The 23,440-nt window shown below is 68.4% G+C and carries 23 protein-coding genes and 1 tRNA gene; 14 read left to right on the forward strand and 10 right to left on the reverse strand.

The window, feature by feature from the left end; genetic code table 11:
• Window positions 1–52 precede the first annotated feature (52 nt).
• Entirely contained in the window at window positions 53–235 is a 183-nt protein-coding gene (locus AWC25_RS17950) for a hypothetical protein (RefSeq protein ID WP_069401419.1), read from the reverse strand.
• Window positions 236–397: 162 nt separating this feature from the next.
• Between AWC25_RS17950 and AWC25_RS17955 the strand changes: the two genes are divergently transcribed.
• Entirely contained in the window at window positions 398–703 is a 306-nt protein-coding gene (locus AWC25_RS17955; RefSeq protein WP_069401418.1) for a hypothetical protein, read from the forward strand.
• Here the strand turns inward: AWC25_RS17955 and AWC25_RS17960 are convergent.
• Window positions 700–2,124, reverse strand: coding sequence for an amidohydrolase family protein (locus AWC25_RS17960; protein ID WP_069401417.1), 1,425 nt, complete (start codon window positions 2,122–2,124; stop codon window positions 700–702). The two genes, AWC25_RS17955 and AWC25_RS17960, sit on opposite strands and share 4 nt — an antisense overlap.
• 138 nt (window positions 2,125–2,262) lie before the next feature.
• Here AWC25_RS17960 and AWC25_RS17965 point away from each other — a divergent pair, with 138 nt between their 5' ends.
• Complete coding sequence (locus AWC25_RS17965; protein ID WP_069401416.1) at window positions 2,263–2,934, forward strand: GAP family protein; 672 nt, start codon at window positions 2,263–2,265, stop codon at window positions 2,932–2,934.
• A 16-nt stretch (window positions 2,935–2,950) separates the two neighbouring features.
• Here the strand turns inward: AWC25_RS17965 and AWC25_RS17970 are convergent, their stop codons facing one another.
• Window positions 2,951–3,730, reverse strand: coding sequence for a hypothetical protein (locus AWC25_RS17970; RefSeq protein WP_069401415.1), 780 nt, complete (start codon window positions 3,728–3,730; stop codon window positions 2,951–2,953).
• Window positions 3,731–3,771: 41 nt separating this feature from the next.
• Here AWC25_RS17970 and AWC25_RS17975 point away from each other — a divergent pair, with 41 nt between their 5' ends.
• The gene (locus tag AWC25_RS17975; protein WP_069401414.1) at window positions 3,772–5,262 is read left to right on the forward strand and encodes a bifunctional phosphatase PAP2/diacylglycerol kinase family protein; all 1,491 of its coding nucleotides are present in this window, start codon (window positions 3,772–3,774) and stop codon (window positions 5,260–5,262) included.
• A 6-nt stretch (window positions 5,263–5,268) separates the two neighbouring features.
• Here the strand turns inward: AWC25_RS17975 and AWC25_RS17980 are convergent, their stop codons facing one another.
• Complete coding sequence (locus AWC25_RS17980; protein WP_069401413.1) at window positions 5,269–5,484, reverse strand: hypothetical protein; 216 nt, start codon at window positions 5,482–5,484, stop codon at window positions 5,269–5,271.
• 39 nt (window positions 5,485–5,523) lie between these two features.
• The gene (locus tag AWC25_RS17985; protein WP_069401412.1) at window positions 5,524–6,294 is read right to left on the reverse strand and encodes an alpha/beta hydrolase family protein; all 771 of its coding nucleotides are present in this window, start codon (window positions 6,292–6,294) and stop codon (window positions 5,524–5,526) included.
• A 306-nt stretch (window positions 6,295–6,600) separates the two neighbouring features.
• On the opposite strand from AWC25_RS17985, the gene AWC25_RS17990 reads away from it, so the two are divergent.
• Window positions 6,601–7,134, forward strand: a complete 534-nt coding sequence (locus AWC25_RS17990) for a hypothetical protein (RefSeq protein WP_069401411.1) — start codon at window positions 6,601–6,603, stop codon at window positions 7,132–7,134.
• Between the two features lie 162 nt (window positions 7,135–7,296).
• On the opposite strand, the gene AWC25_RS17995 is transcribed toward AWC25_RS17990, so the two are convergent.
• Window positions 7,297–8,154 (reverse strand): L,D-transpeptidase, encoded by an 858-nt coding sequence (locus AWC25_RS17995; RefSeq protein WP_085167200.1) that lies wholly within the window; start codon window positions 8,152–8,154, stop codon window positions 7,297–7,299.
• Window positions 8,155–8,322: 168 nt separating this feature from the next.
• On the opposite strand from AWC25_RS17995, the gene AWC25_RS18000 reads away from it, so the two are divergent.
• The gene (locus AWC25_RS18000) at window positions 8,323–8,964 is read left to right on the forward strand and encodes a S1 family peptidase (RefSeq protein ID WP_069401447.1); all 642 of its coding nucleotides are present in this window, start codon (window positions 8,323–8,325) and stop codon (window positions 8,962–8,964) included.
• Window positions 8,965–9,003: 39 nt separating this feature from the next.
• Here the strand turns inward: AWC25_RS18000 and AWC25_RS18005 are convergent, their stop codons facing one another.
• The 3 genes from AWC25_RS18005 to AWC25_RS26650 all read right to left on the reverse strand — a co-directional run bounded on the left by AWC25_RS18005 (window position 9,004) and on the right by AWC25_RS26650 (window position 13,097).
• The gene (locus AWC25_RS18005) at window positions 9,004–9,807 is read right to left on the reverse strand and encodes a mycofactocin-coupled SDR family oxidoreductase (protein WP_085167201.1); all 804 of its coding nucleotides are present in this window, start codon (window positions 9,805–9,807) and stop codon (window positions 9,004–9,006) included.
• A 193-nt stretch (window positions 9,808–10,000) separates the two neighbouring features.
• Window positions 10,001–11,101, reverse strand: a complete 1,101-nt coding sequence (locus tag AWC25_RS18010; protein WP_085167202.1) for a ferritin-like domain-containing protein — start codon at window positions 11,099–11,101, stop codon at window positions 10,001–10,003.
• A gap of 154 nt (window positions 11,102–11,255) precedes the next feature.
• Entirely contained in the window at window positions 11,256–13,097 is a 1,842-nt protein-coding gene (locus AWC25_RS26650) for a DUF7159 family protein (RefSeq protein WP_425320232.1), read from the reverse strand.
• A 356-nt stretch (window positions 13,098–13,453) separates the two neighbouring features.
• On the opposite strand from AWC25_RS26650, the gene AWC25_RS18030 reads away from it, so the two are divergent.
• Entirely contained in the window at window positions 13,454–13,678 is a 225-nt protein-coding gene (locus AWC25_RS18030; protein WP_069401406.1) for a hypothetical protein, read from the forward strand.
• Between the two features lie 20 nt (window positions 13,679–13,698).
• Here the strand turns inward: AWC25_RS18030 and AWC25_RS18035 are convergent.
• A tRNA-Gly gene (locus AWC25_RS18035) sits at window positions 13,699–13,772 on the reverse strand.
• 149 nt (window positions 13,773–13,921) lie between these two features.
• On the opposite strand from AWC25_RS18035, the gene AWC25_RS18040 reads away from it, so the two are divergent.
• The 8 genes from AWC25_RS18040 (at window position 13,922) to AWC25_RS18075 (ending at window position 23,426) form a co-directional block, all read left to right on the forward strand.
• Window positions 13,922–14,569 (forward strand): VldE C-terminal domain-containing protein, encoded by a 648-nt coding sequence (locus tag AWC25_RS18040; protein ID WP_069401446.1) that lies wholly within the window; start codon window positions 13,922–13,924, stop codon window positions 14,567–14,569.
• A gap of 41 nt (window positions 14,570–14,610) precedes the next feature.
• Window positions 14,611–15,183 (forward strand): dCTP deaminase, encoded by a 573-nt coding sequence (gene dcd, locus AWC25_RS18045; protein ID WP_069401405.1) that lies wholly within the window; start codon window positions 14,611–14,613, stop codon window positions 15,181–15,183.
• 86 nt (window positions 15,184–15,269) lie between these two features.
• Window positions 15,270–17,321 carry a DUF7159 family protein gene (locus AWC25_RS18050; RefSeq protein WP_244899541.1) on the forward strand — a complete coding sequence of 684 codons (2,052 nt, stop codon included), beginning with the start codon at window positions 15,270–15,272 and terminating at the stop codon, window positions 17,319–17,321.
• A 177-nt stretch (window positions 17,322–17,498) separates the two neighbouring features.
• Window positions 17,499–19,097 (forward strand): DUF7159 family protein, encoded by a 1,599-nt coding sequence (locus AWC25_RS18055; RefSeq protein ID WP_069401404.1) that lies wholly within the window; start codon window positions 17,499–17,501, stop codon window positions 19,095–19,097.
• Window positions 19,098–19,246: 149 nt separating this feature from the next.
• Entirely contained in the window at window positions 19,247–20,806 is a 1,560-nt protein-coding gene (locus AWC25_RS18060) for a DUF7159 family protein (RefSeq protein ID WP_425320233.1), read from the forward strand.
• An 88-nt stretch (window positions 20,807–20,894) separates the two neighbouring features.
• Window positions 20,895–22,220 (forward strand): UDP-glucose dehydrogenase family protein, encoded by a 1,326-nt coding sequence (locus AWC25_RS18065; RefSeq protein WP_085167206.1) that lies wholly within the window; start codon window positions 20,895–20,897, stop codon window positions 22,218–22,220.
• Window positions 22,221–22,245: 25 nt separating this feature from the next.
• Complete coding sequence (locus AWC25_RS18070) at window positions 22,246–23,001, forward strand: maleylpyruvate isomerase family mycothiol-dependent enzyme (protein ID WP_069401401.1); 756 nt, start codon at window positions 22,246–22,248, stop codon at window positions 22,999–23,001.
• Window positions 23,002–23,054: 53 nt separating this feature from the next.
• Window positions 23,055–23,426, forward strand: coding sequence for a nuclear transport factor 2 family protein (locus AWC25_RS18075; protein WP_069401400.1), 372 nt, complete (start codon window positions 23,055–23,057; stop codon window positions 23,424–23,426).
• The last annotated feature ends 14 nt before the right edge of the window (window positions 23,427–23,440 follow it).

Here is a 23,440-nt window from a genome sequence, read left to right on the forward strand (position 1 = left end):
TGTTGCCAGAACCGGCCCGGGCCCTGGCGGCCGGAATCGGCTCGTGGCGCCGCTAGTTATTCAGCCACACGTGCCAGAAGCCGTCCGGACCGAAGCGGCAGGAGTAGTGGGTGTAGAGGTCGTCGTTGTGGGTCAGCTCGACGTGCGGAGCATCCGCGAGGCAGCCGCTCTCGCTGGAGTAGTTGCCCTCGACCTCGACCTCGTCGGCGCGGGCCACACCCACCGCAACCGTCATCAGTCCGCCAGCGCCAGCAGACCGGCCGCAATTACCCTGCTCATAAGCTTTGTCTTCCGTCGATCGGTCGGTTGCCAGCGAACTATATCGAGTTGCGCGAGGCGCCGGACCGTATTCGCCAGAGCCATTCCGGGCCGGATTATTCGAACGTATGATCGAGCGATGGGTTCGCTGGCGTCGATCGGGTACCACGGCCAACCGGTCGGCAGCCCGTTCCGGGTGGTGCGGCCGGCGATCCCCGTGCTCGTCGGTTTGACGGTGCTGTTTCCGCGCCAGCCCCATCGGTCGGGTAGGTACCAGCCCAACGGCCTGCAGCTGCACAAGGTCGTCGAGGGGCGGCTGAGTTGCTGGGGTCTGTGCGAGCAGGGCGACTGGTGGGGGCTGGTGACCTACCCGATCAGCTACGGATCCCAGCGGCGCAGCGTGACGCACTGGATTCCGGCCTGGACGTTGCGCCGCAAAGGCTAGGCCGTCACCCGTTGTGGTGGCGGTGGTTGCAGCCGGCGACCCTGCACGTAGGTGCCCGCAATGGACGTCTCACGCGTCCTCATCAACAACCCGAACAGGGTCTGGTCCCGGGCCATCCGGGGGTCGTCGGATCGCACGCCCTCGGTGATCACCGCCCGCAGGGCCGGGGTGCGGTTCGGGTCGATGACGACGAAGTCGGCCTCCTTGCCGACGTCGAAGTTGCCGAACCGCTCCTCCATGTCCAGCGCGCGGGCGCCACCGAGCGTTCCGAGGAACAGCATCTCGGCGGGATGCATCGACACCGCCGCATCACCCGGTTCACCGACGTGCACCTTGAAAGCCGCGGCCAGCACCTGCGGAATCGGCCACTCGTCGCCGCCACCGAAATCCGTTCCGGCGCTGATGTTTACACCGGATCCAACGGTCTTCAGCCATGGCATGGTGCCCGAGCCGAGGAACTGCTGCGAGACCGGGCAGTGCGCGATGGAGGTGCCCGTCTGGGACATCCGCTCCAACTCGACGTCCTGGCAGTGCACCGCATGCGCCATGATGCTGCGCCGCCCCAGCATGCTCGGTCCGCCGACCTGCGAGCCGGGCAAGAACCTGCCGTCGTAGGTGTCCAGACAGGACTCGACCTGATAGAGCTGTTTGGTCGCGGCGATCTCGCCGCCGCCCGCCCGGTTGTCTTCGTTGAGGTGGGTATGGAAGTACACGCCACGATCTCGGACCGAATCGTAGAGTTGGCCAAGTGCTTTCAGGGTGTCGGTGGTGACCGCGAGGGCGAATCGCGGGATGAGCGCCACTTGCAGTCGCGCCGTCTTCACATTGCCGGTGTCGGCCGCGTGCCACTTGTTGATCTCTTCGCGGGCCAGCCGGATCACGTCGTCTTCCGAGGTCAGCAACGGCCGGGCCGCGTCCGGCCCGACGGTCTGAATGCCGCGACCGCTGACGATCCGCAGCCCGCGCCGGGCGGTCTCGGCGAACAGGGCGTCCTGCGCTTCGCGGAACGCCGATCCGACGACCAGTGCGGCCGTCGTGCCGCTCGCGATGCGCCGGTCGCAGAACTCGACGGCCGCGCGTCGCGCGAAGTCCGGGTCGGCGAAGCGGGCTTCCGCGGGATAGATGCGGCCCTCCAGCCAGTCCTGCAGCTGGCCGCCGTGGTAGGAGTCGCCGGCGAAGGTCTGCGGGAAATGAACGTGGGTGTCCACGAAGCCGGGCAGCACAAACCCGGGCCGGTGATCGGTCACCGGCGTGGAGCGGTACTTGAGCGGCACCCCCGCCCGGTCGCCGCAGAACGCGATCTTGCCGTCGTCGTCGACGACGAGCGCGCCTTCGGGGATCGACACCAATGCGTGAGCGGATTCGGACAGCAGCGGCGCGCCGGCAAGGTGAAAAATGTGCCCAAGGTGAATCCGAGCCACGCGTTCTTCCCCTAGTGTTTTCCTCGCGGGTTGCGCTGCAATCACATACAACCACCCTAGGCAGGTTCGACCGGCCGGACAGCAAGCGCGACGCGTTCGATGACACGGCACAGAAGTCGACGAGAGGATTGCTTGCCCGTGGCAGGAAGCTGGAGCTCGCTGCTGACGACGCTCATTCCGCTGGCTCTTGTTATCGCAGTCTCGCCGCTGTCGGTCATACCGGCGGTCCTCGTTCTGCACGCACCGCAACCCCGACCCGCCGGGCTGGCGTTCCTGGGCGGCTGGGTGTTCGGGCTGGTGGTGCAGACCGTGTTGTTCGTCGAAGGGTCCGGCGCCCTCGGCGACATGCACAAATCACCGCCGACGTGGGCGTCGTGGTTACGGGTGGTGTTGGGGTCGGCGCTGATCCTGTTCGGCATCTACCGCTGGGTGACTCGGCGCAGTCACACCGAGTCGCCGGCCTGGATGCGTTCGTTTTCCACCATGCGCCCCCGGCGCGCGGCGATCACCGGGCTGCTGTTGACCGTGATCCGGCTCGAGGTGCTGCTGATGTGCCTGGCGGCCGGTCTGGCCATCGGCACCAGCCACCACGACGACATCGACAAGCTTTCGGCGGGTGTGGTTTTCGTCGCGGTATCCGCATCGACGGTCGCCATCCCGATCCTGGCCTACGCGGCCGCGGGGCATCGGCTGGACGATTTCTTGGAGCGCGTCAAGAACTGGATGGAGAAGAACAACGCCGCGATGCTGGCGGTGATCCTGGTGTTGATCGGCCTGATGGTGCTGCACAACGGAATTCGCGCGCTCTGAACCGGGCGGTGGCGGTTCACCGGTAGCCGCCGTCGGCCAGGCCGGCCTGGCATTCCAGACGGTTGGTCTTGCCGAAGACCCTGTCGCGCAGCACCTCCCAGAGGTACGCGGTGATCATTCGCGCGTGGCCCCTGGCGGCCCACTGCTGGGAATGCAACTCCTCGTGATGCAGCACGCGCTCCAGCGCGAGGGTGCCTTGCCTCGCTCGCCCGGTGCGGTCGGTGTACCACGCGTGGCCGGACTCGACGATCTGCCGCAGCCGGCCGGCGGCGTCGCCGTCGACTGGGACGTTGACCAGGAAGATGTCACCCCAGGCGGTACCGCCCTGCTGACTGAACAGCCGCTGCACCCAGTCGCCACCGACACCCATCAGCATGCCGTTCGGCGTCGTGACCAGGCGCCCGCCGTGCCGGTCGACGAAGCCGACGTCCTCGTCGTAACTCCAGCGGTTGGCGGCCTGCCGATCGACGATCCGACGGACCTCGTCGGGGCCGTACGGAGTTTCGGGGAAATCGGTGGGCTGTCCCGTCCTGCGGCCGTAACCGGTGCCCGCGTTGAGGACGTAGGTCATCAACGTCGCGACGCGCGCGTCGGCGCCGGTGGTGCCCGGCGTGAGCAGGAAGTACGACTTGCCGTGCGGATCGGTGATCTCGGTCAGCTTCTCCAGCACCCGGAAGCCGTGCGCGGTGATGCCGTGATCCGAGGCGATCGCGGCGGTCACAGCGTTGGGCACGCCGAGGCGTTCGGCGTTGGCCAACCACCTGTGGTGGTAGTCCGGTGCTGCGCGCCGCGTCATAGTGCGTCAATTCTTATCAGCCCCGCCGCTAGGGTGAAGCGATGAACTCCGGGCCCTGGCGGCGAGCGCGCGGCATCAAGCAGATCACTCGGGGATTGGGCACCCTTGATCGCGAGTTGTTCGCCGCGGTCGCCGAGGCCCCGACTCCGCTGCTCGACACCGTCATGCCACCGCTGACCCGTGCGGCCGACCATTCCAAGCTGTGGTTTGTGATCGCCGGCGCGCTGCTGGCGACCCGCAAACCCGCGGCGCAGCGCGGGGTGACGCGCGGCCTGGTCACCCTCGGCGCCACGAGCCTGTTTACCAACCAGATCGCCAAGCGTGTCCGCCGGCGCCCGCGCCCGCTCTACGACCAGGTACCCGTGGTTCGGCGGGCCCGTCGCCGCCCGACGTCGAACTCGTTCCCGTCGGGCCATTCGGCCAGCGCGGCCGCGTTCGCCGTCGGCGTGGGCCTGGAGAATCCGCCCGTGGGGTTCGGGTTGGCGCTCCTGGCCGGGCTGGTCGGGTTGTCGCGCGTGGCCACCGGTGCGCACTATCCCGGGGACGTTCTCGCGGGGTTCGGCATCGGCGCGGGCGTTGCGGTCCTGGGCGGCCGGCTCGTTCCGCCGATCGCGGAAGCCGCTCTGCCGCAATCGGAACCGCTGCGGATCGACACGCCGGAGCGCCCCGACGGCGCCGGCGTGGTCCTGGTCGTCAACCCCGAGTCGGGCAGTGGCAACGGGGCCCGCGTCGTGGACGAGGTTCGCGCGGCGCTGCCCAGGGCCGAGATCGTCGAACTCGGCCCCGACGACGACCCCGAACAGGCGTTGCGCAGCGCTGCCGCCCGCGCCGAAGTGCTGGCGGTGGGCGGCGGCGACGGCACGGTGTCCACGGCCGCGGCGGTCGCCGTCGACGCGGGCCTGCCGCTGGCCGTCTTCCCGGCCGGAACGCTCAACCACTTCGCCAAAGACATCGGCTGCGACACCGTGGGCAAGACGGTCCAGGCCATCCGTCGCGGCAGCGTCGCCTGCATTGATTTGGTGTGCCTCAACGAAACTCGGCTGGTGATCAACACCGCCAGCATCGGCGCCTATCCCACGTTCGTGCAGCAGCGCGAGAAGCTGGAGAAGCGGATCGGCAAACCGCTGGCCAGCTTTTACGCGATGCTGCACACGCTGCGCAACGACCAACCGGTGCGTATCCGCTACGACAACAAGACCCTGCTGACGTCGCTGTTCTTCCTCGGTAACTCGCTGTACCTGCCGACCGGGTTCGCACCGTCACGGCGTAATCGCATGGATGACGGTCTGATCGACGTGCGCATCCTGGAAACCGGCCGCCGGTTCGCCACCATCCGGATCTTGACCGCGCTCGCCCTGGGGCGGCTGCAACGCAGCCCGCTCTACCACGAACTGCAGGTCCCTGAATTCAGCTTCGCCGCGGTGGACGGGCCGACCGTCATCGCCCATGACGGCGAGGTGGGCGAGGAGTACCGCGAGGCCAGCTTTACCGCGAAATACCGTATTCTGCCGGTGTTTCGACCGCTGCGCTGAGAAGCGTCACGAGCCCTGTTGGTCGGCCAGCCGATCGAGCCACTCCGCCAACATCGCGTTCTCGGTCCCGGTCAGTACGCTGTTGCGGTTGCCGCGCAACGCTTCTCGCAATGCGACGGCGCGACCGGGTAGATGTGTGGGCGTGCCGTCGGTTGCGATCGCGTTGATCGTGTTCGCCCGGGCGATCGCCGACAGCTGCGGATCACGTTCCTTGGGCGGCACCCGGCCCGGACACAGACGACGCGAGCTGTGTTCTCTGCGTTAGGGTTCGGCATCTGCGCCCAGGTATGCGTCGGCCCAGGCCCCGATGATGCGGCCGGCCCGATGCGCCTGACCGCGGGCGGTCAACAGGTGATCGGAGCCTTCCAGGGAGACGAAGCTGCGCGGGTGGCGGGCCAGGCGGAAGATTTCGCTGGCGTTCTCGATGCCGACCGTGTTGTCGGTCGGCGAATGCAGGATCAGCAGCGGCCGGCGCAGGCTCTTGATCTTGTCACGCAGGTGAGCCGCGCGGACATCCTCGACGAAGGCACGCTTGAGCGTCAGGGTGCGACCACCCACCATCCACTCGGCGCTGCCCTCGACCAGGCAGCGGTCGACGACTGCGTCGTAATGCTTTTCGACATGGCTGGGGTCCACCGGCGCCGCCACCGTGACCACCGCCCGCACCCCCGGCGCCCGCATCGCCGCGGCGATCACCGCCGCCCCGCCCCAGGAGTGCCCGGCCAGGATGTCGGGCGGCGTCCCGCGGTCGACCATGAACTCGCACGCCCTGAGGATGTCGTCGACCTTGACGGTGAACGATCCGTCGCCCCAGTCTCCTTCGGATTTGCCGAGACCCAGTGCGTCGAACCGCAGCATGCCGATGCCGTCGGAGGCCAGCTGCTTGCAGATGCGGGACGCGGCCGGACTGTCCTTGCCGAGCGTGAAGCCGTGCGCGAACACGCCCCAGCCGCGCACCGCGCCGCCGGGAACCTCGATGACCCCGGCCAGCTTCGCCCCCGTGGAGCCTCGGAACGTCACGCGTTCGCTCATAGGACGATCTAACTATGTCACCCCGGTCGATGCTGCGCAGTGGACCACGTGGACCCGACGATCTGCCCACCGGACGGGGCCACACAGAAGATTCCAACCTGGGTGCCGGGCCCTGCCGCGCTGCGCGGAGTCGTCTTTTCCGTTGCTGCGACGCAGTATTCGCGCAACTGAGTTGTGACGCCGTCGTGACGTCACCATTTGGAAACAGCGCGGTGCGGCGCGCGGCGTGTTCTACACACGCCACTAACAATGGGGTCGGCCGTCGAGGGGCGACTTGGCTCGCGCGAATGAAGGAGTTGGACGTTGATGCCGATCTTCGATCGATTCAACATCGGAGTTGTTGCCTGCGCTGGTTTATGCGGTGCCGCCATAGCGTTGAGCCCGGACGCGGTAGCCGTCCCCTATATGACCGGAGGCGGGGCATGCATGTACGGGCAGGCCGGTGAGGCCGGCGGCGCGCCCGCAGCCGGCGGGCCGGCGGCCGCCGCGGCACCGTGCGCTGCTCCCTTGACCGACATGGCCGGTGTCCCGCTGGTGGTCCCGGGCCCGGGCATTGTTCCAGTTCCGGCCGGTGCCCCGCTGATTGCGCTCGGACCGCCGATACCACCGGTGCCGCTGGGTGCTCCGCTGCCCCTGGGCGCTCCTCCGGTGCCGATCGCTGCCCCGTTGCCGCTGGGGGCGCCCCTGGTTGCCCTGGGTGGGGTGGCCGATGGTGTGCCGGTGGCGCCCCTGATCGACATGGCCGGCGCAAAGGACGCGCCGTCGGGCCCGCCACCGACCGGTGGGCCGGTGGATGGGCAGCCGGTTTCGCCCGGACCCTCGCCGGTGCACGGTAACTGATCCCGCTCTGATTCGAAGGCCCGCCGGGTTATCCCCGGCGGGCCTTCGTTTTTGCGTCCGTTGTGGGCGAGCACATTCGAACATGCGCGCATTGCCGCGAATCCGCGGGATAGCTAACCGGGCTTACCCGGCGGTGGGGCAGAAGTGCTGTGCGACAGCCGGTTACGAAGAAGGAAGTTCGTTGGTGTGCTCGCGCACGACCACCGGATCGCCGACGTTGACCGTGTTGTAGTACCACTCGGCGTCTTGCGGGCTCAGGCTGATGCAGCCGTGGCTGACATTGTCCAGTCCGAGCGAATTGACGGCCCACGGCGCTGAGTGCACGAAGAGGCCGTGGTTGGTGATGCGGACGGCATAGTCCACATTGACTAGGTAGCCGTCCGGATCGTCGACGGGAATGCCCACGCTGCTGGAATCCATCTGCACCGTGCGGTCCTTGGCCAGCACGGTGTAGGAGCCGACCGGGGTCGGGTATTCGGGCCGGCCCAACGAGGCGGGCAATACGCCCGGTTCGCCGAAGTGCGGGCGGTGGTGCGGTGCGGGCAGTGACTGCGGCGGTCCGGTCTCGACTCCGTCGATGCTGACGGTGAAGGTGTGCTCGGCGATGCTCGCGATACCGATGACGGCCGGACCGGTCTTGATTTGTGTGGGCTGGCCTTCCACGGTGAGCGCAATTGTGCTGTGCGCCGGCCAGTACCGGTCGGGTTTCCACTGCACCGTCTTGTTGTCCAGCCACTCGTAGTTGCCGGTCATCGGCGGCGTCGACGTGACCTTCAGGGCCTGCTCGGCTGCGGGCCGATTGGTCACTGGTGCGCGGAAGGTCACCACCACGGGGTGCGCGATGCCGACCGCTCGGGTGCTTGTGGGTAACACCGACGCGATCGGGAACGGTGCATACGCTTGGCTGGCCGCGGCCAGGCTCACGTCCTCCGGCGACGGCAAGTTGAGCACGGCGGAGCCCGCGACCACAGTCGCGCCGATTCCGATGACAGCAACGGCACACCGAATACCCGCGCGCATGACCTCGATTTCCTTTTAACTGACAGAGTTGCAATAGGAATGTTAAATGCCCGCTGAGCTGCGGAAGCTCAAGGGCGCGTTAGCAATTGGTCAAGTGTCTGTCACGATTTGGCTACGGCCGGCCGATATGTCAACGTGATGGCGCGACGCGGAGCAAAGGAGAACACCATGCCCGGACGGGGACGGTCGGCGCTGGCGGTGGCCGGCGTCGCCGTGCTGGGCGCGACGGCTTTGGCGGGCACAGCGCAGGCGGTCGAGCCTCCGGCGCCCGGGATCCAGGTCAGCGACGGAATCACCAAGTGCACGACCGGTTTTGCCGCTCAGGGCGGCGACGGTGGTTACTATCTGTTCACCAGCGGGCATTGCGACCACGGTGCGCCGTTCACCTACGCCGATAACGTCCCGCTCGGCACCGTCACCTCGAGCGAAGAAGAGGGCGACCGGCACGACGCCGCAATCATCCGTCTCGATCCCGGCGCCGGCCCGCCCGTCGGCGATGTGGCCGGCCAGCGCGTGCAGGGCGTGGCCAGCGCGAGCCAGATCAAGCCGGGGACGCCGTTCTGCAAACTGGGTGCGATCACCGGCGAAACGTGTGGCGCCGTCCAAAGCATCGACGGGGAAGTCGTGGAGGTCCACGTGTTCGCCCAGCCGGGTGACAGCGGCGGACCGGGCTACGTCAAGAACGCCGACGGCAGCGTCACCGCGGCCGGCCTGGTCATGTCCACGTCGTTGGCGGGTGACCCCAACACCACCTACTTCGTCATGGTGCAGCCGCTGCTGGACCGGTGGGGTGTACACATCCTCGCCTGACGGCCCGTTCGGGATGCTTGGGGATGCGAGCCTCCCCGATCAATGGATGCGGGCGCTGCCGCCGAGGCCGATCTCCAGCACGCTTCCGGTGATGACCCCGGGGTCGGTGACCAGATAGACGACGCCGCGGCTGACGTCCTCGGGTTGCAGCCAGGGTTGCGGGATCGGGTTGGCTTTCGTCATCCGGCGCACCAGGTCGTCGGGGATGTCGTCGTCCCCGCTCGGTTGCACCATCGGCGTCTGGGTTGTGGTCGGGCAAACGACGTTGATCGTGATGCCCTCTTTGGCGACCTCCAGGGCGGCGGACTTGGCCAGACCGATGACGCCCCACTTGGTGGCGTTGTAGGCGGCCAACTCGGGGATGCCCATCCGCCCACCCATCGACGAGGTCACCACGATCCGCCCGAATCGCTGTCGGCGCATCACCGGGAGGGCCGCCCGCAGGGTGTGGAACGCACCGGTCAGGTTGGTGTCGACCAGCTGTCGCCACACCACGTCGCTGACCTCCTCCAAGAGCCCGGTGCTGACGATTCCGGCGTTGGCCACCACGATGTCGAGGCTGCCCAGGTCGGCAACGGTCTGCCTGATCGCGGCGTTGACCGCGGCCGCGTCGCGTACGTCCAGCGTGAGCGGTAGGCACCGCCGGCCCAGCTCTTCAACCAGCTTGGTCGTCTCGCGCAAGTCATCCTCGGTGCCGAGCGGATACGTCAGCTCCGCCATCGCGGCGGGAGCATCGGCCACGACAATGTCGGCTCCCTCGGCGGCCAGGGCCAATGCGTGCGAGCGGCCCTGCCCGCGAGCACCGCCGGTGATAAAGGCAACGCGTCCATCCAAAGCACCCATAGCGGTAAAAACTACCAGCGGGTAATGCGGAAGCCGGCGGCGAGGTCCGCGACGTGAAAGCGATTGCCAAGATTATCTTTCGGCGCCATCGGACGGAGTTCGGCCCGCGGCGCGACGAGGGCGACGCGTACGCTGAATCGCGGACTGCGCAGGGGTTTTGACCCAACACGTGTGGGCCGGTGCAGGCCGCGGGTTAGCTCCCGCCGACCGCGATCACCTGGTCCACTTCGCGGACCCGGTCGGCCATCTCGGGGTGCGCCTTGTCCAACGCCTCGGCCTGATCCTCGTCCGCCTTCATCAGCGCCTCGATGTCGAAGCCGGCCATGTCGTGAACGCCCATGTCGCGGAACGCCTTCTGTACCCTCTCACCCCACAATCCGATGTCCTTGACGATCGGCACGATGCGGCTGAAAAGGTGGGACCGGAACTGGATCATCACCGGCGAGTGGTCCACCCACTCCGCGCACTCCTTGACGGGAAGCCCGAGCGTCTCGAACACTTCTTCGCCGCGGAACCGGTCGCGCATCAGATAGCAGGCGTCCACCACGAATTCCTCGCGCTCGCCCCGTTCGGCTTCACTCAACTCGCCGTAGTAGTCCTTCAACGAGATTCGGCCGAAGGCCACATGGCGCGCCTCGTCCTGCATGACGTAGGCCAGCACCTGCTTGGCCAGCGAATCCGGTGCTGCCAAGTCCCGCTGTACCCCGAAGGCAGCCAGCGCGAGCCCCTCGATGAGCACCTGCATGCCGAGATAGGGCATGTCCCAACGCGAGTCGCGTAGGGTGTCTTCCAGCAGCGCCGTCAGGTGCTTGTTGATCGGGTAGACCAGACCGACCTTCTCCTGCAGGAAGCGGGAGAACGCCTCGACGTGCCGGGCCTCGTCCATAGTCTGGGTGGCGGCGTAAAACTTGGCATCCAGGTCCGGCACGACCTCGACGATCTTGGCCGCGCACACCATCGCTCCCTGCTCGCCGTGCAGGAACTGCGAGAAATTCCAGGCCTGTGCGTGCTGGCGCATCTCGGCCCGCCGCGATTCGTCTGCGGCCTCCCACACCGGGCTGCCGAACAGCGGATGAAACTCGTCGGGCAGCCCCACCGGGTTTTGCGGGTCGACGTCCTGGGCCCAGTCGATACGCGACTGGGCGTCCCACTGCTTGTCCTTGCCCTTTTGGTACAGGGACAGCAGCCGGGCGCGCCCGTCGTCGTACTCCCAGGTAAATCGGGCGTCGCCGGCGCTGGAGACCTGCCACGAGTACGGCGTCGGGACCTCGGTGTACTTCTCGCGCGTGGTCATGAGTTGCCGCCTTTCGGCCTGAGGTGACTAGCGGTCATGTGATGGCTATCACAGTGCGCCCGCGACGCTGCGGCGTCAAGCCCGAGGGGGCGGGACCGTCACGACGCCGCACTGGTAGGCGGGTCGGAATTCGGCCGCGGATGCGCGCTGGTGGTTACCTGCTGCTCGAGCTGCCGCTGCTGCTTTCGCTGCCGGCGCCGCTGCTACTGCTGCTGCTCGAACTGCTGCTCTCGCTGCCACCGCTCGAGCTACTCCCGCTCTCGCTGCCGCCGCTCGAGCTACTCCCGCTGAGGGAACCGCTGCCCGGATCGCTGCCGGATGAACCGTTGACGGAAGGCCCACTGCCGCTTGGAGTTTCGGCGCCGGTTGAGGGTATTCCGCCCGGACTGGCGGGCCCGCCTTCGCTGGGGGTCTGGCCGCCCGAGGCTGGTCCGCCGATCGACGGCGCGCCCCCGCCGGGGGACGCGACACCCGTGGGACCGCCATCGCTCGGGTTTGCACCACCGCCGGAAGGACCACTGCCAGTTGGGGTTTGACCATCGGGGGCTGATCCGACGCCCGGCGCACTCTGGCCCGGACCCGTGCCATTCGTGGGTCCGCCGCCCGTGGGATGCTGACCGCTGCCCTGCGACCCACCACCGCCGGAACTCGGCGGTGGGTTTTGCGCCGTCGGGGGCCGGTGCGGCGACTTCGGTGGGGGGACGAAGATCGGCGGTGACGACGGAGTGTCGACCATGGGTGGGCTCGCCGGCGGCGCGGGCATGTGAATCGGCGGCACGGGACCAATTTCGATCTGCGGAGCGGGCGCGGCGGGCACCGGAGCCGCGGGGACCGTGACGGGCGGGGCTGCCGGGACCGCGACGGCCGGTGCCGCAGGTGCCGGCGCGACCGGTACTGGCTTCAACGGCGCTGGTTTCAACGGCGCTGGAGCCACCATCTTCAGGGCCACATCGGGTGCGGGCAACAGCGCCTGCTGGCCCGGGGCGATGATGCCCCTGATCGGCGCGGGCAACGAATCGACTGTCGTCTGCATGCCGATGGACAGGGCGATCTCTAGTGCCAGCGCCGCGCTGAAACCGGCTATCGCCACCCCGGTTCCGACCAGCAGGGCGGGCCGACGGCGGGGCTCGGCGCCGTCGGAAGCGGCGATGACGGTGGTGGCGGCGTCGGCTTCCTCGTCGGCGACGGCGCTGTAGGCCAGGCCGTCGTCGCTTAGCTCGGTGTCGGTGATGTGCAAATATTCGGGCAGCGAGGACACGTCGACCGCGCCTGTGCCGGGATCTTGGGCGTAGGCCGTCGCCGTAGTAGGTGACGCCAGCGCGTGCGCCGACGCCAGGGCCGCGCCGCGGGCCAGTGCAGTCTCCGGCTCCTCCGGCATGTTCACCACGAGCGATGTGACCTCGCCGATCCGCCGCCCGATCCCGGTGACGTCCACACCGGATCCGACCACGAACAGGGCGCCCGGCGGCGTCGGGACGTCGTCAAGACCGGCCATCAACGCCACCAGTTCCGCCGTGACCGTCGGCGCCCAGTCGGCATCCAATGGCGCGGTGTGGACGTCGTCGACGGATCCGTCGACGGTATCGACCACAGCCAGCGTCGCGGTACCGGGTTCCACGAACAGCACCGCGGTTCGCTCGTAACCCATTGCGGCACCTACAGATTGGGTCAACGCAGCTGCGGCCACAAAAGCCGAAACCAGCATGACGTTCTCAATCTTGTGCGCGGCGAGCGCGTCGCGCAGCGCCGCTGCCTCCAGTCGATCGGTGCACGCCACTCCGATGGAGTCCAAGGCGAGGCCTGCGCCGGCGGCATCCTCTCGGGTGCACTCAATGGCGGCGATCACCCGATCGGAGGCACTGATAGTGCGGGAGCTGTCGACCGAAGTGATCGGAAACTCGTTCTCGTCGATAGTGGGCCCGTCGGCGGTCTCGCCTTGCAACATGACCATGTGAACCGAGGTTGGCGCCACGGAAACGCCGAGCACGATGTCCATTACCTACGCCTCCCGGGTACGAGGCCCCCTGCGAACCGATCGTGGCCCCGGAAACTGTGCCCGGACGTTGCAGACGCTAGGCAAAAGCTATGGGAGTCCGCGGTCAGCGAGTCGGCGGGCGCCTCGCCGCGTCGAGCTTGGGATCGGTAGCAATACGCGGCGTGTGGACTCGGCGGGACGAGGAAGTTCGGACCACCCAAGGGAGTCTCCATGAGGATCGCCGCCATGGCGGTTGCCGCTCTTGTGGCCAGCACAACGCTGACCTCGAGCGCCGCCCACGCAGACGTGATCGGCGGGCCGCTGCCGTCCTACGGCTACCCGCTGCAGCCACCCGGTCCGGTCGTCAACCCGACCCCATGGTGGCGGTTCAGGACTTTCAGCGCCATATCTCCGACCTGCACGACAACTGGGAGACCCTCAGTCCGGACGAGCGGAATCAGCGGCTCAAGACCCTACAACAAGAGGCCCCCGCGGTGGAGGCCGAGACTCGAAATCTCCCGCCGGGTCAGCAGTTACAGGTCGAGGGCATGCTCTTGTCGGCAATGTTTCAGCTGACTGATCTACTTCGGCGGATGCGATAGCGCAGACTCCGCTGGGCGTATGGAGCCGATGACGGGAATCGAACCCGCGTATTCAGCTTGGGAAGCTGATGTTCTGCCATTGAACTACATCGGCACTGCATGGGCGCGGTCGCCGAACAAAGGCTAGCACCACGGGGTGCGGCCAGCTCAGAGCGTGCGGCCCGGGCGTCGGAATGTAGTTATTCCGTCAAATTTAAAATGCTCACATTTATTCTTTCGTGATCTTGTCGTAATGTGCTCGGGGTGGGTCGGCACAGATTAGCCAGGAAGCGGCGCAAGTCGCCCGTAGCCCTGGCAGCGCTGCCGGCTGTCACTGCTATCTCTTTCGCGATGGGCGGTGATGTCGGGCCATTAACGGCGCATGCAGAAGCCAAACCCGTTATTGACGACGTCGCGCCGAGCCGTTTGGAAATCGTCGCGTCCGAAGCCAATTTTCCGCACGGCGCGGCGGGTCTGGGCGCCGTCCAGCGGCAGCCCGCGGCGTCGCGCTACCACGTCCGATCCCGGTTCCTGCCCGTCGGACTCGCCGCCGAGCAGGGCCTGCAGGTCCGAACGGTCCTGGTGTCCCGGGCGATCAGCGCGCAGTTCCCCCAGATTCACGAAATCGGCGGCGTGCGGCCGGACTCGCTGCCCTGGCATCCCCTCGGCCTGGCGCTGGACGTGATGATCCCCAATCCCGGCAGCCCGCAAGGCATCGCGCTGGGCAACCAGGTCGTGGCGTACGTGCTCGGCAACGCCCACCGGTTCGGCATCCAGGACGCGATCTGGCGCGGCGTCTATTACACGCCCGGCGGCGCCCAACCGAGCCGGCTGGGCCATTTCGACCACGTTCACGTCACGACCACCGGCGGCGGCTACCCCAAGGGTGGCGAAATGTACCTCGCCGATTGAACGCAGGACAACCAGCACACCGCAACGGTTAGGCTCGTCCAGTGCTGCTCTCCGATCGTGACCTCAGGGCCGAAATCACCGCCGGTCGACTGGGTATCGACCCGTTCGACGACGCTCTGGTGCAGCCGTCCAGCATCGACGTTCGCCTCGACAGCATGTTCCGGGTGTTCAACAACACCCGCTACACCCACATCGACCCGGCCAAGCAACAGGACGAGCTGACGACGCTGGTCGAACCGGCTGCCGGGGAACCGTTCGTCTTGCATCCGGGGGAGTTCGTGCTCGGGTCGACCCTCGAATTGTTCACCTTGCCCGAGGACCTCGCCGGGCGTCTGGAAGGCAAGTCGTCACTGGGCCGACTGGGCCTGCTGACACACTCGACCGCGGGGTTCATCGACCCGGGGTTCACCGGACACATCACGCTGGAACTGTCCAACGTCGCCAACCTGCCGATCACCCTGTGGCCCGGCATGAAGATCGGGCAGCTGTGCATTCTGCGGTTGACCAGCCCCGCCGAGCACCCGTACGGCAGTTCGCGGGTCGGCTCGAAGTATCAGGGTCAGCGGGGGCCCACACCTTCTCGCTCCTACGAGAACTTCATAAGAACCACATAGCTTCGACTGGGTATCCGCACAGCTCTCCTGCGCGAGTATGGAGTGGTCCGTGGTTCCTTCTCCGCCCGGGCTTAGCTTGTCGCGCAATGCTTTTGGAGTGGTTCGTCTTGGATATCGTGCTCGGGGTGTCAATCGCACCGGCTTCGGTCCAGATGATCGTCGTCGAAGGCGAAAACGCCGACGGCGCCGTGGTCGAAGAGGATGAATTCTCACTCCCCGCGCCCGACGACACGCAGCCCACCGTCGTCCCCGATCGGGTGATCTCGGCAATTTTGGGCACCCGCGAGGGCGCCACCGACGCCGGGCTGGAGCTGTCTTCCATCGGCGTGACGTGGGCCGACCAGCTGCATGCCGCGGTGCTGCGCGACGCGCTGGCCACCTACAAGCTGGAAAACGTCATGCTGGTCTCGGCGTTCCTGGCTGCCACGGCATTGGGTCAATCCGTCGGCGGCGCAATGGGTTACGAGAGCACCGCCGTCCTTTTTGTCGAACCCGACACCGCCACATTGGCCGTCGTCGAGACCGCCGACGGATCCATCACCGACGTCTACAAGGAACAGGTCGTCGCCGAGTCGTATGGCGAGGCCACCGCGCAACTCGCCGGGATGCTGTCCTGGCTCGACGGACTGGACCTTGCCCCAGGCGGTGTCTTCCTGATCGGCTCGGGTGTCGACGTCGGCCCGATCAAGCCGGCGCTGGAATCGGCGACCGCGCTGACCGTCAACGCGCCGGAGGAACCCGAGACCGCACTGGCCCGGGGCGCGGCGCTGGCGTCGGCCAACGCGCCATTGTTCGCCTCATCGACCGCGGCGCTGGCCTACGCGCAGGACCCGGGCACCGGAACGATTGACCCCTACGCCCTGCCCGAATACTTCGGTGTCTCGTACCTTGCCGGCGGCCTTCCCGGCGGCGAAGGCGGCGACGACCTCGCCTACAGCCTGGTGCCGGACGAGGACGCCGACGCGCCGACGGTCGTCATCGAGCCTCCATTCCTTGGCGACCTCGATGACGAACAGCCTCGCCGCCGGCCGATGCTGCTGGTCGGCAGCGGGATGGCCGTGGTTGCCATCACCGCGGTCGTCGCGCTCGAAATTGCCCTGGCGATCGGCATCCGGACGACGGACGTGGCCGTGCAGCCCAGCCCCAACCAGAACCTGATCGTGCCGACCCAATCCGCGCCCGCGCCCCCGGCCGCTGCGGCACAGGCACAACCGAAGATCAGGGTGGAAACACCCGCCGCAGCACCCAAGCCGCTCACCCCGCAGGTGGCCGCACCACGGCCGGCGGCCCCGCCTCCCGCGGCTCCTCCGCCGCTGCCGGCTCCTGAGCCGCTGCCGGCAGCCCCGCCCCCGATCGCGGCTCCGCCGGTGCCAATGCCCGTCGTCGTGCCCGTGCCGGTGCCCCCGATTCGGGTGCCGTCGCCGAACTGGTTGATGAGCCCACCGGTGATCCGGGTCCCGCCGGTGGCGCCGCCACAACCCGTGGTGCCGCAACCGCCGGTGCACGTCCCAGACCCACCCGCACAAGGTCCCGGCGGGATTTCGCAGCTGCCGCCGCATCCGACCCCTCCGCAGACGGCGCCCGGCAACCCCGGTGGTGGACATGTCCCACCTCCTGGTTCGGGTTCGGGCGGGGCTAATGGTGGTGGTTCGGGTCAGTTGCCTGGTTCGGGTCCGGTTGGTCCGGGCGGTGGGCATGTTCCGCCTCCTGGTTCGGGTTCCGGGGGTGGGAGTCATCCGCCGAGTGGTTCGATCGGTGGTGGTTCGGGGGGTGGGAGTCATCCGCCGAGTGGTTCGATCGGTGGTGGTTCGGGAGGCGGGAGTAAACCGCCGAGTGGCCCGATCGTCGGTGGGCATGCCCCCAGCGGTCCCATCGGTGGCGGGCATGCGCCTAGCGGTCCCATCGGCGGCGGACACGCCCCCAGCGGGCCGGTCGGAGGCGGCCACAGTGGTGGGGGCATTGGCGGCGGCATCGGCGGCGGAGGTGGTTTCGGTGGTAGCGGCGGCCATAGCAGCGGTGGTTTCGGCGGTGGCGGTGGCCATAGCAGCGGTGGTTTCGGCGGTGGCGGTGGTTTCGGCGGTGGCGGTGGCCACAGCAGCGGGGGCGGCGGCCACAGCGGCGGCGGCGGCCACCACTAGCAGTTTTCGGGCGACAGGTACTTACCGCGCCTAACGATCCGCGAGTAGGGTCGGATCATCGGGTCGTTTCGAGCCCGCACTGGTCGTGGCAAGTGGGGACCCGGCGAATGGTTACGAACACGCGGCCCGGCACACGACTGCCGGGTAGCGAACGAACTCAGGGGGAGCTTCGACGCCGTGGTGGGCATCGTGCTGGGTGTGTCAATGGCACCAACGAAAGTCCGCATGGTCCTCGTCGAAGGGGAGAGCGCCGACGGAGTCACCGTCGACCAGGACGCCTTCGACGTAGCTGGCGACGCGGCCCCGGCGAGCGTGCCCAATCAAGTGATCGCAGCCATCCTGGGCACCCAACAAGGGGCCACCGAAGGTGGCTTGCAGCTGCTGTCCACCGGGGTCACCTGGACCGATCGGGTCGAAGCCGCATTGCTGCGTGACGCGTTGATCGCTCACAAGATCGAGAACGTCATGTTGGTCTCGGCCTTCATGGCCGCGGCCGCGCTGGCACAGGCGGTTGGCGACGCCACGCACTACACCCGGACGGCGCTGCTCTTCGTTGAGCCGTATACCGCCACGCTTGCGGTGGTCAATTCGGCCGACGGGGCGATTTCTGACGTCCACCGCCAGACCTTGGCGGACGACGAAACGCGGGCGGTGGCCCAGCTCGCGGAATTGGTGTCACGCGCTGCGAGGCTGACAACCCAACCGGAGGCGGTGGTGGTCGTCGGCTCAGGCGTCGACATCCCGCTGATCAAACCGGTGTTGGAGGCTGCGACGCCCCTCGAGCTCGCGGTGCCCGACGAACCGGAGATGGCGCTGGCCCGCGGGGCGGCGCTGGCATCGGCGAACGCGCCGCTGTTCGCCTCTTCCACCGCGGCGCTGGCATACGCGCTGGACCCAGGCACCGGCGAGGTGGATCCGCTGGCACTCGCCGGCCCGTCGCCGGGGCTGCTCCCCGGGTACCTGCCCGACCATCGGGTGGCTGCCGACCCCGCCGCTGCGCATCGTCCGGAACGGCCCAACGTCGCCTACAGCGCGGTGCCCGACGAGGACGACGACGCACAGACCGTCGTCGTCGATGAGTCGGTGCAGCGCCGCAGATCCATCCTGCTGGTGAGTAGCACGCTGGCGGTGATCTTCATTACCGCGGTTGTGGCGCTGGAGATCGCGCTGGCTATCAGCATCCGACCCACCGTCGCCCTGCGGCCCAGCCCCAACGAAAACGTAATCGTTCCAACGCATTCCCCGCACCGGTCGCCCCCGGCCTCAGTCCCTGCGCCAAGGATCGCCGCGCCGGCGCCCGTAGCCGCCCCTCATCCCCTGCCGGCCCTGCCTCCCGCGGCTCCACCCGCGCCGGTGATCGTGCCCCCGGTGATCGCGCCGCCGGTGATTGTTCCCCACATCCCGGCGCTGCGTCCGCCGGCGCCGCGGGGCCCGTTCGGTCAGGTGCCCGGCCCCCGCGGTCCGCTCGGCGGCGGGCGTGGCCCGTTCCACGGGCGTGGTCCGTTCGGTGGGCAGGGACCGTTCGGGGGCGGCGGCCCGTTCGGTGGGCAGGGACCGTTCGGGGGCGGCGGCCCGTTTGGTGGGCACGGTCCCTTCGGCGGTGGTCACGGTCCGTTCGGGGGCGGCGGCCCGTTTGGTGGGCACGGTCCCTTCGGGGGCGGTCACGGTCCGTTCGGAGGTCACGGCCCGTTCGGCGGCTTCGGCGGCCATGGGTTCGGCGGTCATGGGTTCGGCGGATTCGGCGGCCACGGCTTCGGGGGCTTCGGGCACCGCTGAACGGTTCGCCCCGGCGGGGCCGATGCGGCACGCGTAAAATCGGGGGCCGGGGGAATACAGGGTGGGGACCCGCGACGTCTCGAGGTAGCCGGAGCCTGCGATGACGGCGCTCTCCACGTCACTGTCGAACAAACGACAATGGAGGGGCATTGGACACCGTATTAGGTGTGTCGATGGCGCCGACGGCAGTCCGGATGGTGCTGGTCGAAGGTGAAAATGGGGACGGCGCCACTGTCGACGAAGACAACTTCGACGTAGCGTCGGACGACGATGCCGCGACGACCACCGCCGCGGATCAAGTGGTCTCCGCGATCCTGGGGACACAAGAGGGCGCGGCCCAAGGTGGTTACCAGCTGACGTCGACCGGCGTCACCTGGACCGATCCCACCGAGGCGGCCGCGCTGCGCGACGCCCTGGCCGCCCACAAGGTCGAGAACGTGATGCTGGTCTCGGCCTTTCTGGCCGCGGCCGCCCTCGCCCAGGCGGTAGGCAACCAGACCAACTACGCGCAGACCGCGCTGCTGTTCATCGAGCCCGACACCGCGACGCTGGCGCTCGTCGACACGGCCGACGGGTCGATCGCCGACGTGCATCGCCAGGCCCTGCCCGAGGACGACGACGCGGCCGTGGCGCAGCTGGCCACCATGGTCTCGGAGGCCGAGGCGCTGGAATCGCGTCCGGGTGCGGTGTTCGTCGTCGGTGCCGGCGTCGACATCCCGCTGATCAAGCCGGCCCTGGAGGCCGCGACCACGCTTCCGGTTGCAATGCCCGAGGAGCCGGACACCGCGCTCGCGCGCGGGGCCGCGCTGGCGTCGGCGCACGCGCCGCTGTTCTCGTCGTCCACCGCGGCGCAGGCCTACGCCCAAGACCCCGGCACCGGTGCCATCGATCCGTTCGCCGTCGCCCCCGGCTACTTCGACACCGCCGATTCCGGCGAGGGAGCTTTGGCTTATAGCGCCGTTCCCGACGAGTACCCCGACGCCTACCCGGGCGAGCACGCAGAAACCACGCTGAGCGAGTACCGCGACCGCAGGCCGTTCGGACTGGTCGGCAGCATCGTCGCGGCGATCTTCATCGTCGGTGTGGCGGCCCTGGTGGTGTCGCTGGCGGTCGCGATCCGGCCGACGTCGGGTGTCAAACCCGCTCCGAGTCGAAACATCGTCGCCCCGGCCACCCCGGCGCCCGCGGCTCCGGCTCCCGCCCCGGCGGCTCCCGCGCCGGAGGCGGCCCCCATTCCGGCACCCGCCCCCGCACCGCAGGCGCCCGCGCCCGAACCGCAGGCACCCGCACCCGAACCGCAGGTGCCCGTTGCGGCCCCGGTGCCCGAGGCGCCGGCGCCCGCCCCGGAAGCGCCGGCCCCGATACCCGAGGCGCCCGCGCCGGTCCCGGTGCCGGAGGCACCAGCCCCCGCGCCCGTCGCGCCGATCCCCGTCCCGATCCCGCTACCCATTCCGCCGGTGATCGGCATCCCGGGCGGACCGATCGTGCCCGGTCCGGGCGGCGGCAATCCCGGTCGTGGGCTCGTCCCCGGGAACCCGGGACGCGGCGGCGACGGCATCCCCGGCGGTGGCGACCATGGCGGCTTCCCCGGCGGTGGCGGTCACGGTGGCTTCCCCGGCGGTGGCGGTCACGGTGGCTTCCCCGGCGGTGGCGGCCACGGCGGTTTCGGTGGTTTCGGTGGCGGCCACGGTGGATTCGGGCACCGTTAGTTCCCGAGAGCCACCTGTCACCTCCCGTTTGCCTCCCGCTTAGCGCAGCGATGCAGTCAGCTCATCGCAGCCCCTTACACACGGTGGTATGCGATGCACCGTCTTCGGCACGGGATACTTGGGTGCCACGCATGCAGTCGGGATGGCGCAACTCGGACACGAAGTCATCGGTGTCGACGTCGACCCCGGCAAAGTCGCCAAGCTCGCGGCGGGGGACATCCCCTTCTACGAGCCCGGCCTGCGAGAGCTGCTGACCGAGAACCTAGCGGCCGGGCGGCTGCAGTTCACCACCGACTACGACGCGGCGGCCGGGTTCGCCGACGTACATTTCCTGGGCGTCGGCACCCCGCAGAAGAAGGGTCAATACGGCGCCGATCTATCCCACGTGCACGCCGTCATCGACAACCTGGTGCCCCGGCTGACGCGGCCGGCGGTGCTCGTCGGCAAATCGACCGTCCCGGTGGGCACCGCCGCGGAGCTGAGTCAGCGGGCCGCCGCATTGGCACCCGCGGGCGTGGACGTCGAGGTCGCCTGGAACCCGGAGTTCCTCCGCGAAGGGCATGCGGTTGCCGACACGCTGGAACCCGACCGCATTGTCCTTGGCATCCAACAGGATTCGGTGCGCTCGGAAGCCGTCATTCGTGAGCTCTATGCCAAGCTCCTGGACGCCGGCGTGCCGTTTCTGGTAACCGATTTGCAGACAGCGGAATTGGTCAAAGTCTCAGCCAATGCCTTTCTGGCGACCAAGATTTCATTCATCAACGCGGTCTCGGAGGTATGCGAGGCCGCCGGTGCCGACGTCACGTTGCTGGCCGATGCGCTGGGCTACGACTCCCGCATCGGGCGCAAATTCCTCAACGCCGGACTGGGATTCGGCGGCGGCTGCCTGCCCAAGGACATCCGGGCCTTCATGGCCCGGGCGGGCGAACTCGGAGCCAACCAGGCGTTGACGTTTCTGCGCGAGGTGGACAGCATCAACATGCGCAGGCGGACCAAGATGGTGGAGCTGGCCACCACGGCGTGCGGCGGCTCCCTACTGGGCGCCAACATCGCGGTGCTCGGCGCGGCCTTCAAACCCGAGTCCGACGATGTGCGCGACTCGCCGGCGCTCAACGTGGCGGGCCAACTGCAGCTCAACGGGGCCGCCGTCAACGTCTACGATCCGAAAGCCCTGGAAAACGCGCGTCGCCAATTCCCGACCCTGAACTACGCGGTCTCGGTGACCGAAGCGTGTGAGGGCGCCGACGCGGTCCTGGTCCTGACCGAGTGGCCGGAGTTCACCAGCCTCGACCCGGACGACCTCGCCGACGCCGTTCGGGCCCGCGTCGTCGTCGACGGCCGCAACTGCCTGGACGCGGCGCGTTGGAGTCAGGCGGGCTGGCGGGTGTTTCGGCTCGGTGCCCGACGGCCTTAGTCGCCGGGGCGAGTAGCCTGGCCCCGTGGATTACGCGGCGGCCTTTCTAGACGAAAACCGGGCCTTTGCGGCACTTTTCGACGGTGCGGACCAGTCCGTCCCGGTGCCGACGTGCCCGGGCTGGAGCCTCAACCAGCTGCTGCGACACGTCGGCCGCGGCGATCGCTGGGCGGCACAAATCGTGCGGGATCGTCTTGACCAGCCTCTCGATCCGCGCAGCGTCGAAGGGGGCAAACCGCCCCCGGACCCGGCCGACGCGATCTCCTGGCTGCACGGCGGGGCGCAGCGTCTTGTCGACGCCGTCGAACTGTCCGGCGTCGAGACACCGGTGTGGACATTTCTCGGGGAGCGCCCGGCGAACTGGTGGATCCGCCGCCGGCTGCACGAAGTGGCGGTGCACCGCGCGGACGCGGCCTACGCCCTGGGACGCGACTTCGCCCTGCAACCCGACATCGCGGCCGACGGGATCTCGGAATTTCTCGACCGCATCTGCGCGCAGGCGGGCGCCAATGGGGCTCCGCTGCCGCTCGAGGAGGGCCGCACCCTGCATCTGCATGCGACCGATCCCGGGCTCGGGGCAGCCGGCGAATGGACGGTCAGCGTATCCGGGGGGTGCATCAGCTGGGCGCACGAGCACGGTAAGGGCACGTTGGCCGTGCGGGGCGGTGCCGCCGAGCTGTTGCTCGCCATGACGCGGCGAACCTCGCTCACCCAAACCGGCGTCGAGACGTTCGGCGACGAGGCGGTATGGCAACACTGGGTGGAGTGCACGCCTCTCTAGCAACGGCGGGGAAACCGCGTGCCGGAAATGGGGCACACGGTAACTTGCAAAACATGACCACTTCGGAGATCGCCACCGTGCTGGCGTGGCACGACGCGCTCAACGCCGGCGACGTCGAGACCCTGGCGACCCTGTCCAGCGACGACATCGACCTGGCCGACGCGCACGGTGCCCAGCAAGGTCACGAGGCGCTGCGCAGTTGGGCCCACTCGCGGCGCGCCACCACTGAGCTCGGGCAGATGTATGTGCACGACGGCATCGTCGTCGCCGAACTGAAAACCAGCGAGCCCGACGATCCGGGCGCGGCCACCAACGCGCTGGCGTTCCGGGTGGTCCGCGATCGCGTCACCTCGGTCTTCCGTCACCACGACTTGACGTCTGCGCTGGCGGCCACCGAACTGACCGAGGACGACCTCGTCACCTAGGGCATAGGAGCCAT

The sequence above is a fragment of the Mycobacterium sherrisii genome, from assembly GCF_002102355.1.
In the GTDB taxonomy this organism is placed as follows: Bacteria; Actinomycetota; Actinomycetes; order Mycobacteriales; family Mycobacteriaceae; genus Mycobacterium; species Mycobacterium sherrisii.

Excerpts from the sequence above, each read along its gene's own strand:
- AWC25_RS17950 (WP_069401419.1), bottom strand. The coding sequence starts at position 235 with ATGACGGTTGCGGTGGGTGTGGCCCGCGCCGACGAGGTCGAGGTCGAG.
- AWC25_RS17955 (WP_069401418.1), top strand. The coding sequence starts at position 398 with ATGGGTTCGCTGGCGTCGATCGGGTACCACGGCCAACCGGTCGGCAGC.
- AWC25_RS17970 (WP_069401415.1), bottom strand. The coding sequence starts at position 3,730 with ATGACGCGGCGCGCAGCACCGGACTACCACCACAGGTGGTTGGCCAAC.
- AWC25_RS17975 (WP_069401414.1), top strand. The coding sequence starts at position 3,772 with ATGAACTCCGGGCCCTGGCGGCGAGCGCGCGGCATCAAGCAGATCACT.
- AWC25_RS17985 (WP_069401412.1), bottom strand. The coding sequence starts at position 6,294 with ATGAGCGAACGCGTGACGTTCCGAGGCTCCACGGGGGCGAAGCTGGCC.
- AWC25_RS17990 (WP_069401411.1), top strand. The coding sequence starts at position 6,601 with ATGCCGATCTTCGATCGATTCAACATCGGAGTTGTTGCCTGCGCTGGT.
- AWC25_RS17995 (WP_085167200.1), bottom strand. The coding sequence starts at position 8,154 with ATGCGCGCGGGTATTCGGTGTGCCGTTGCTGTCATCGGAATCGGCGCG.
- AWC25_RS18000 (WP_069401447.1), top strand. The coding sequence starts at position 8,323 with ATGCCCGGACGGGGACGGTCGGCGCTGGCGGTGGCCGGCGTCGCCGTG.
- AWC25_RS18005 (WP_085167201.1), bottom strand. The coding sequence starts at position 9,807 with ATGGGTGCTTTGGATGGACGCGTTGCCTTTATCACCGGCGGTGCTCGC.
- AWC25_RS18010 (WP_085167202.1), bottom strand. The coding sequence starts at position 11,101 with ATGACCACGCGCGAGAAGTACACCGAGGTCCCGACGCCGTACTCGTGG.
- AWC25_RS26650 (WP_425320232.1), bottom strand. The coding sequence starts at position 13,097 with ATGGACATCGTGCTCGGCGTTTCCGTGGCGCCAACCTCGGTTCACATG.
- AWC25_RS18030 (WP_069401406.1), top strand. The coding sequence starts at position 13,454 with ATGGTGGCGGTTCAGGACTTTCAGCGCCATATCTCCGACCTGCACGAC.
- AWC25_RS18050 (WP_244899541.1), top strand. The coding sequence starts at position 15,270 with ATGCTTTTGGAGTGGTTCGTCTTGGATATCGTGCTCGGGGTGTCAATC.
- AWC25_RS18065 (WP_085167206.1), top strand. The coding sequence starts at position 20,895 with ATGCGATGCACCGTCTTCGGCACGGGATACTTGGGTGCCACGCATGCA.
- AWC25_RS18075 (WP_069401400.1), top strand. The coding sequence starts at position 23,055 with ATGACCACTTCGGAGATCGCCACCGTGCTGGCGTGGCACGACGCGCTC.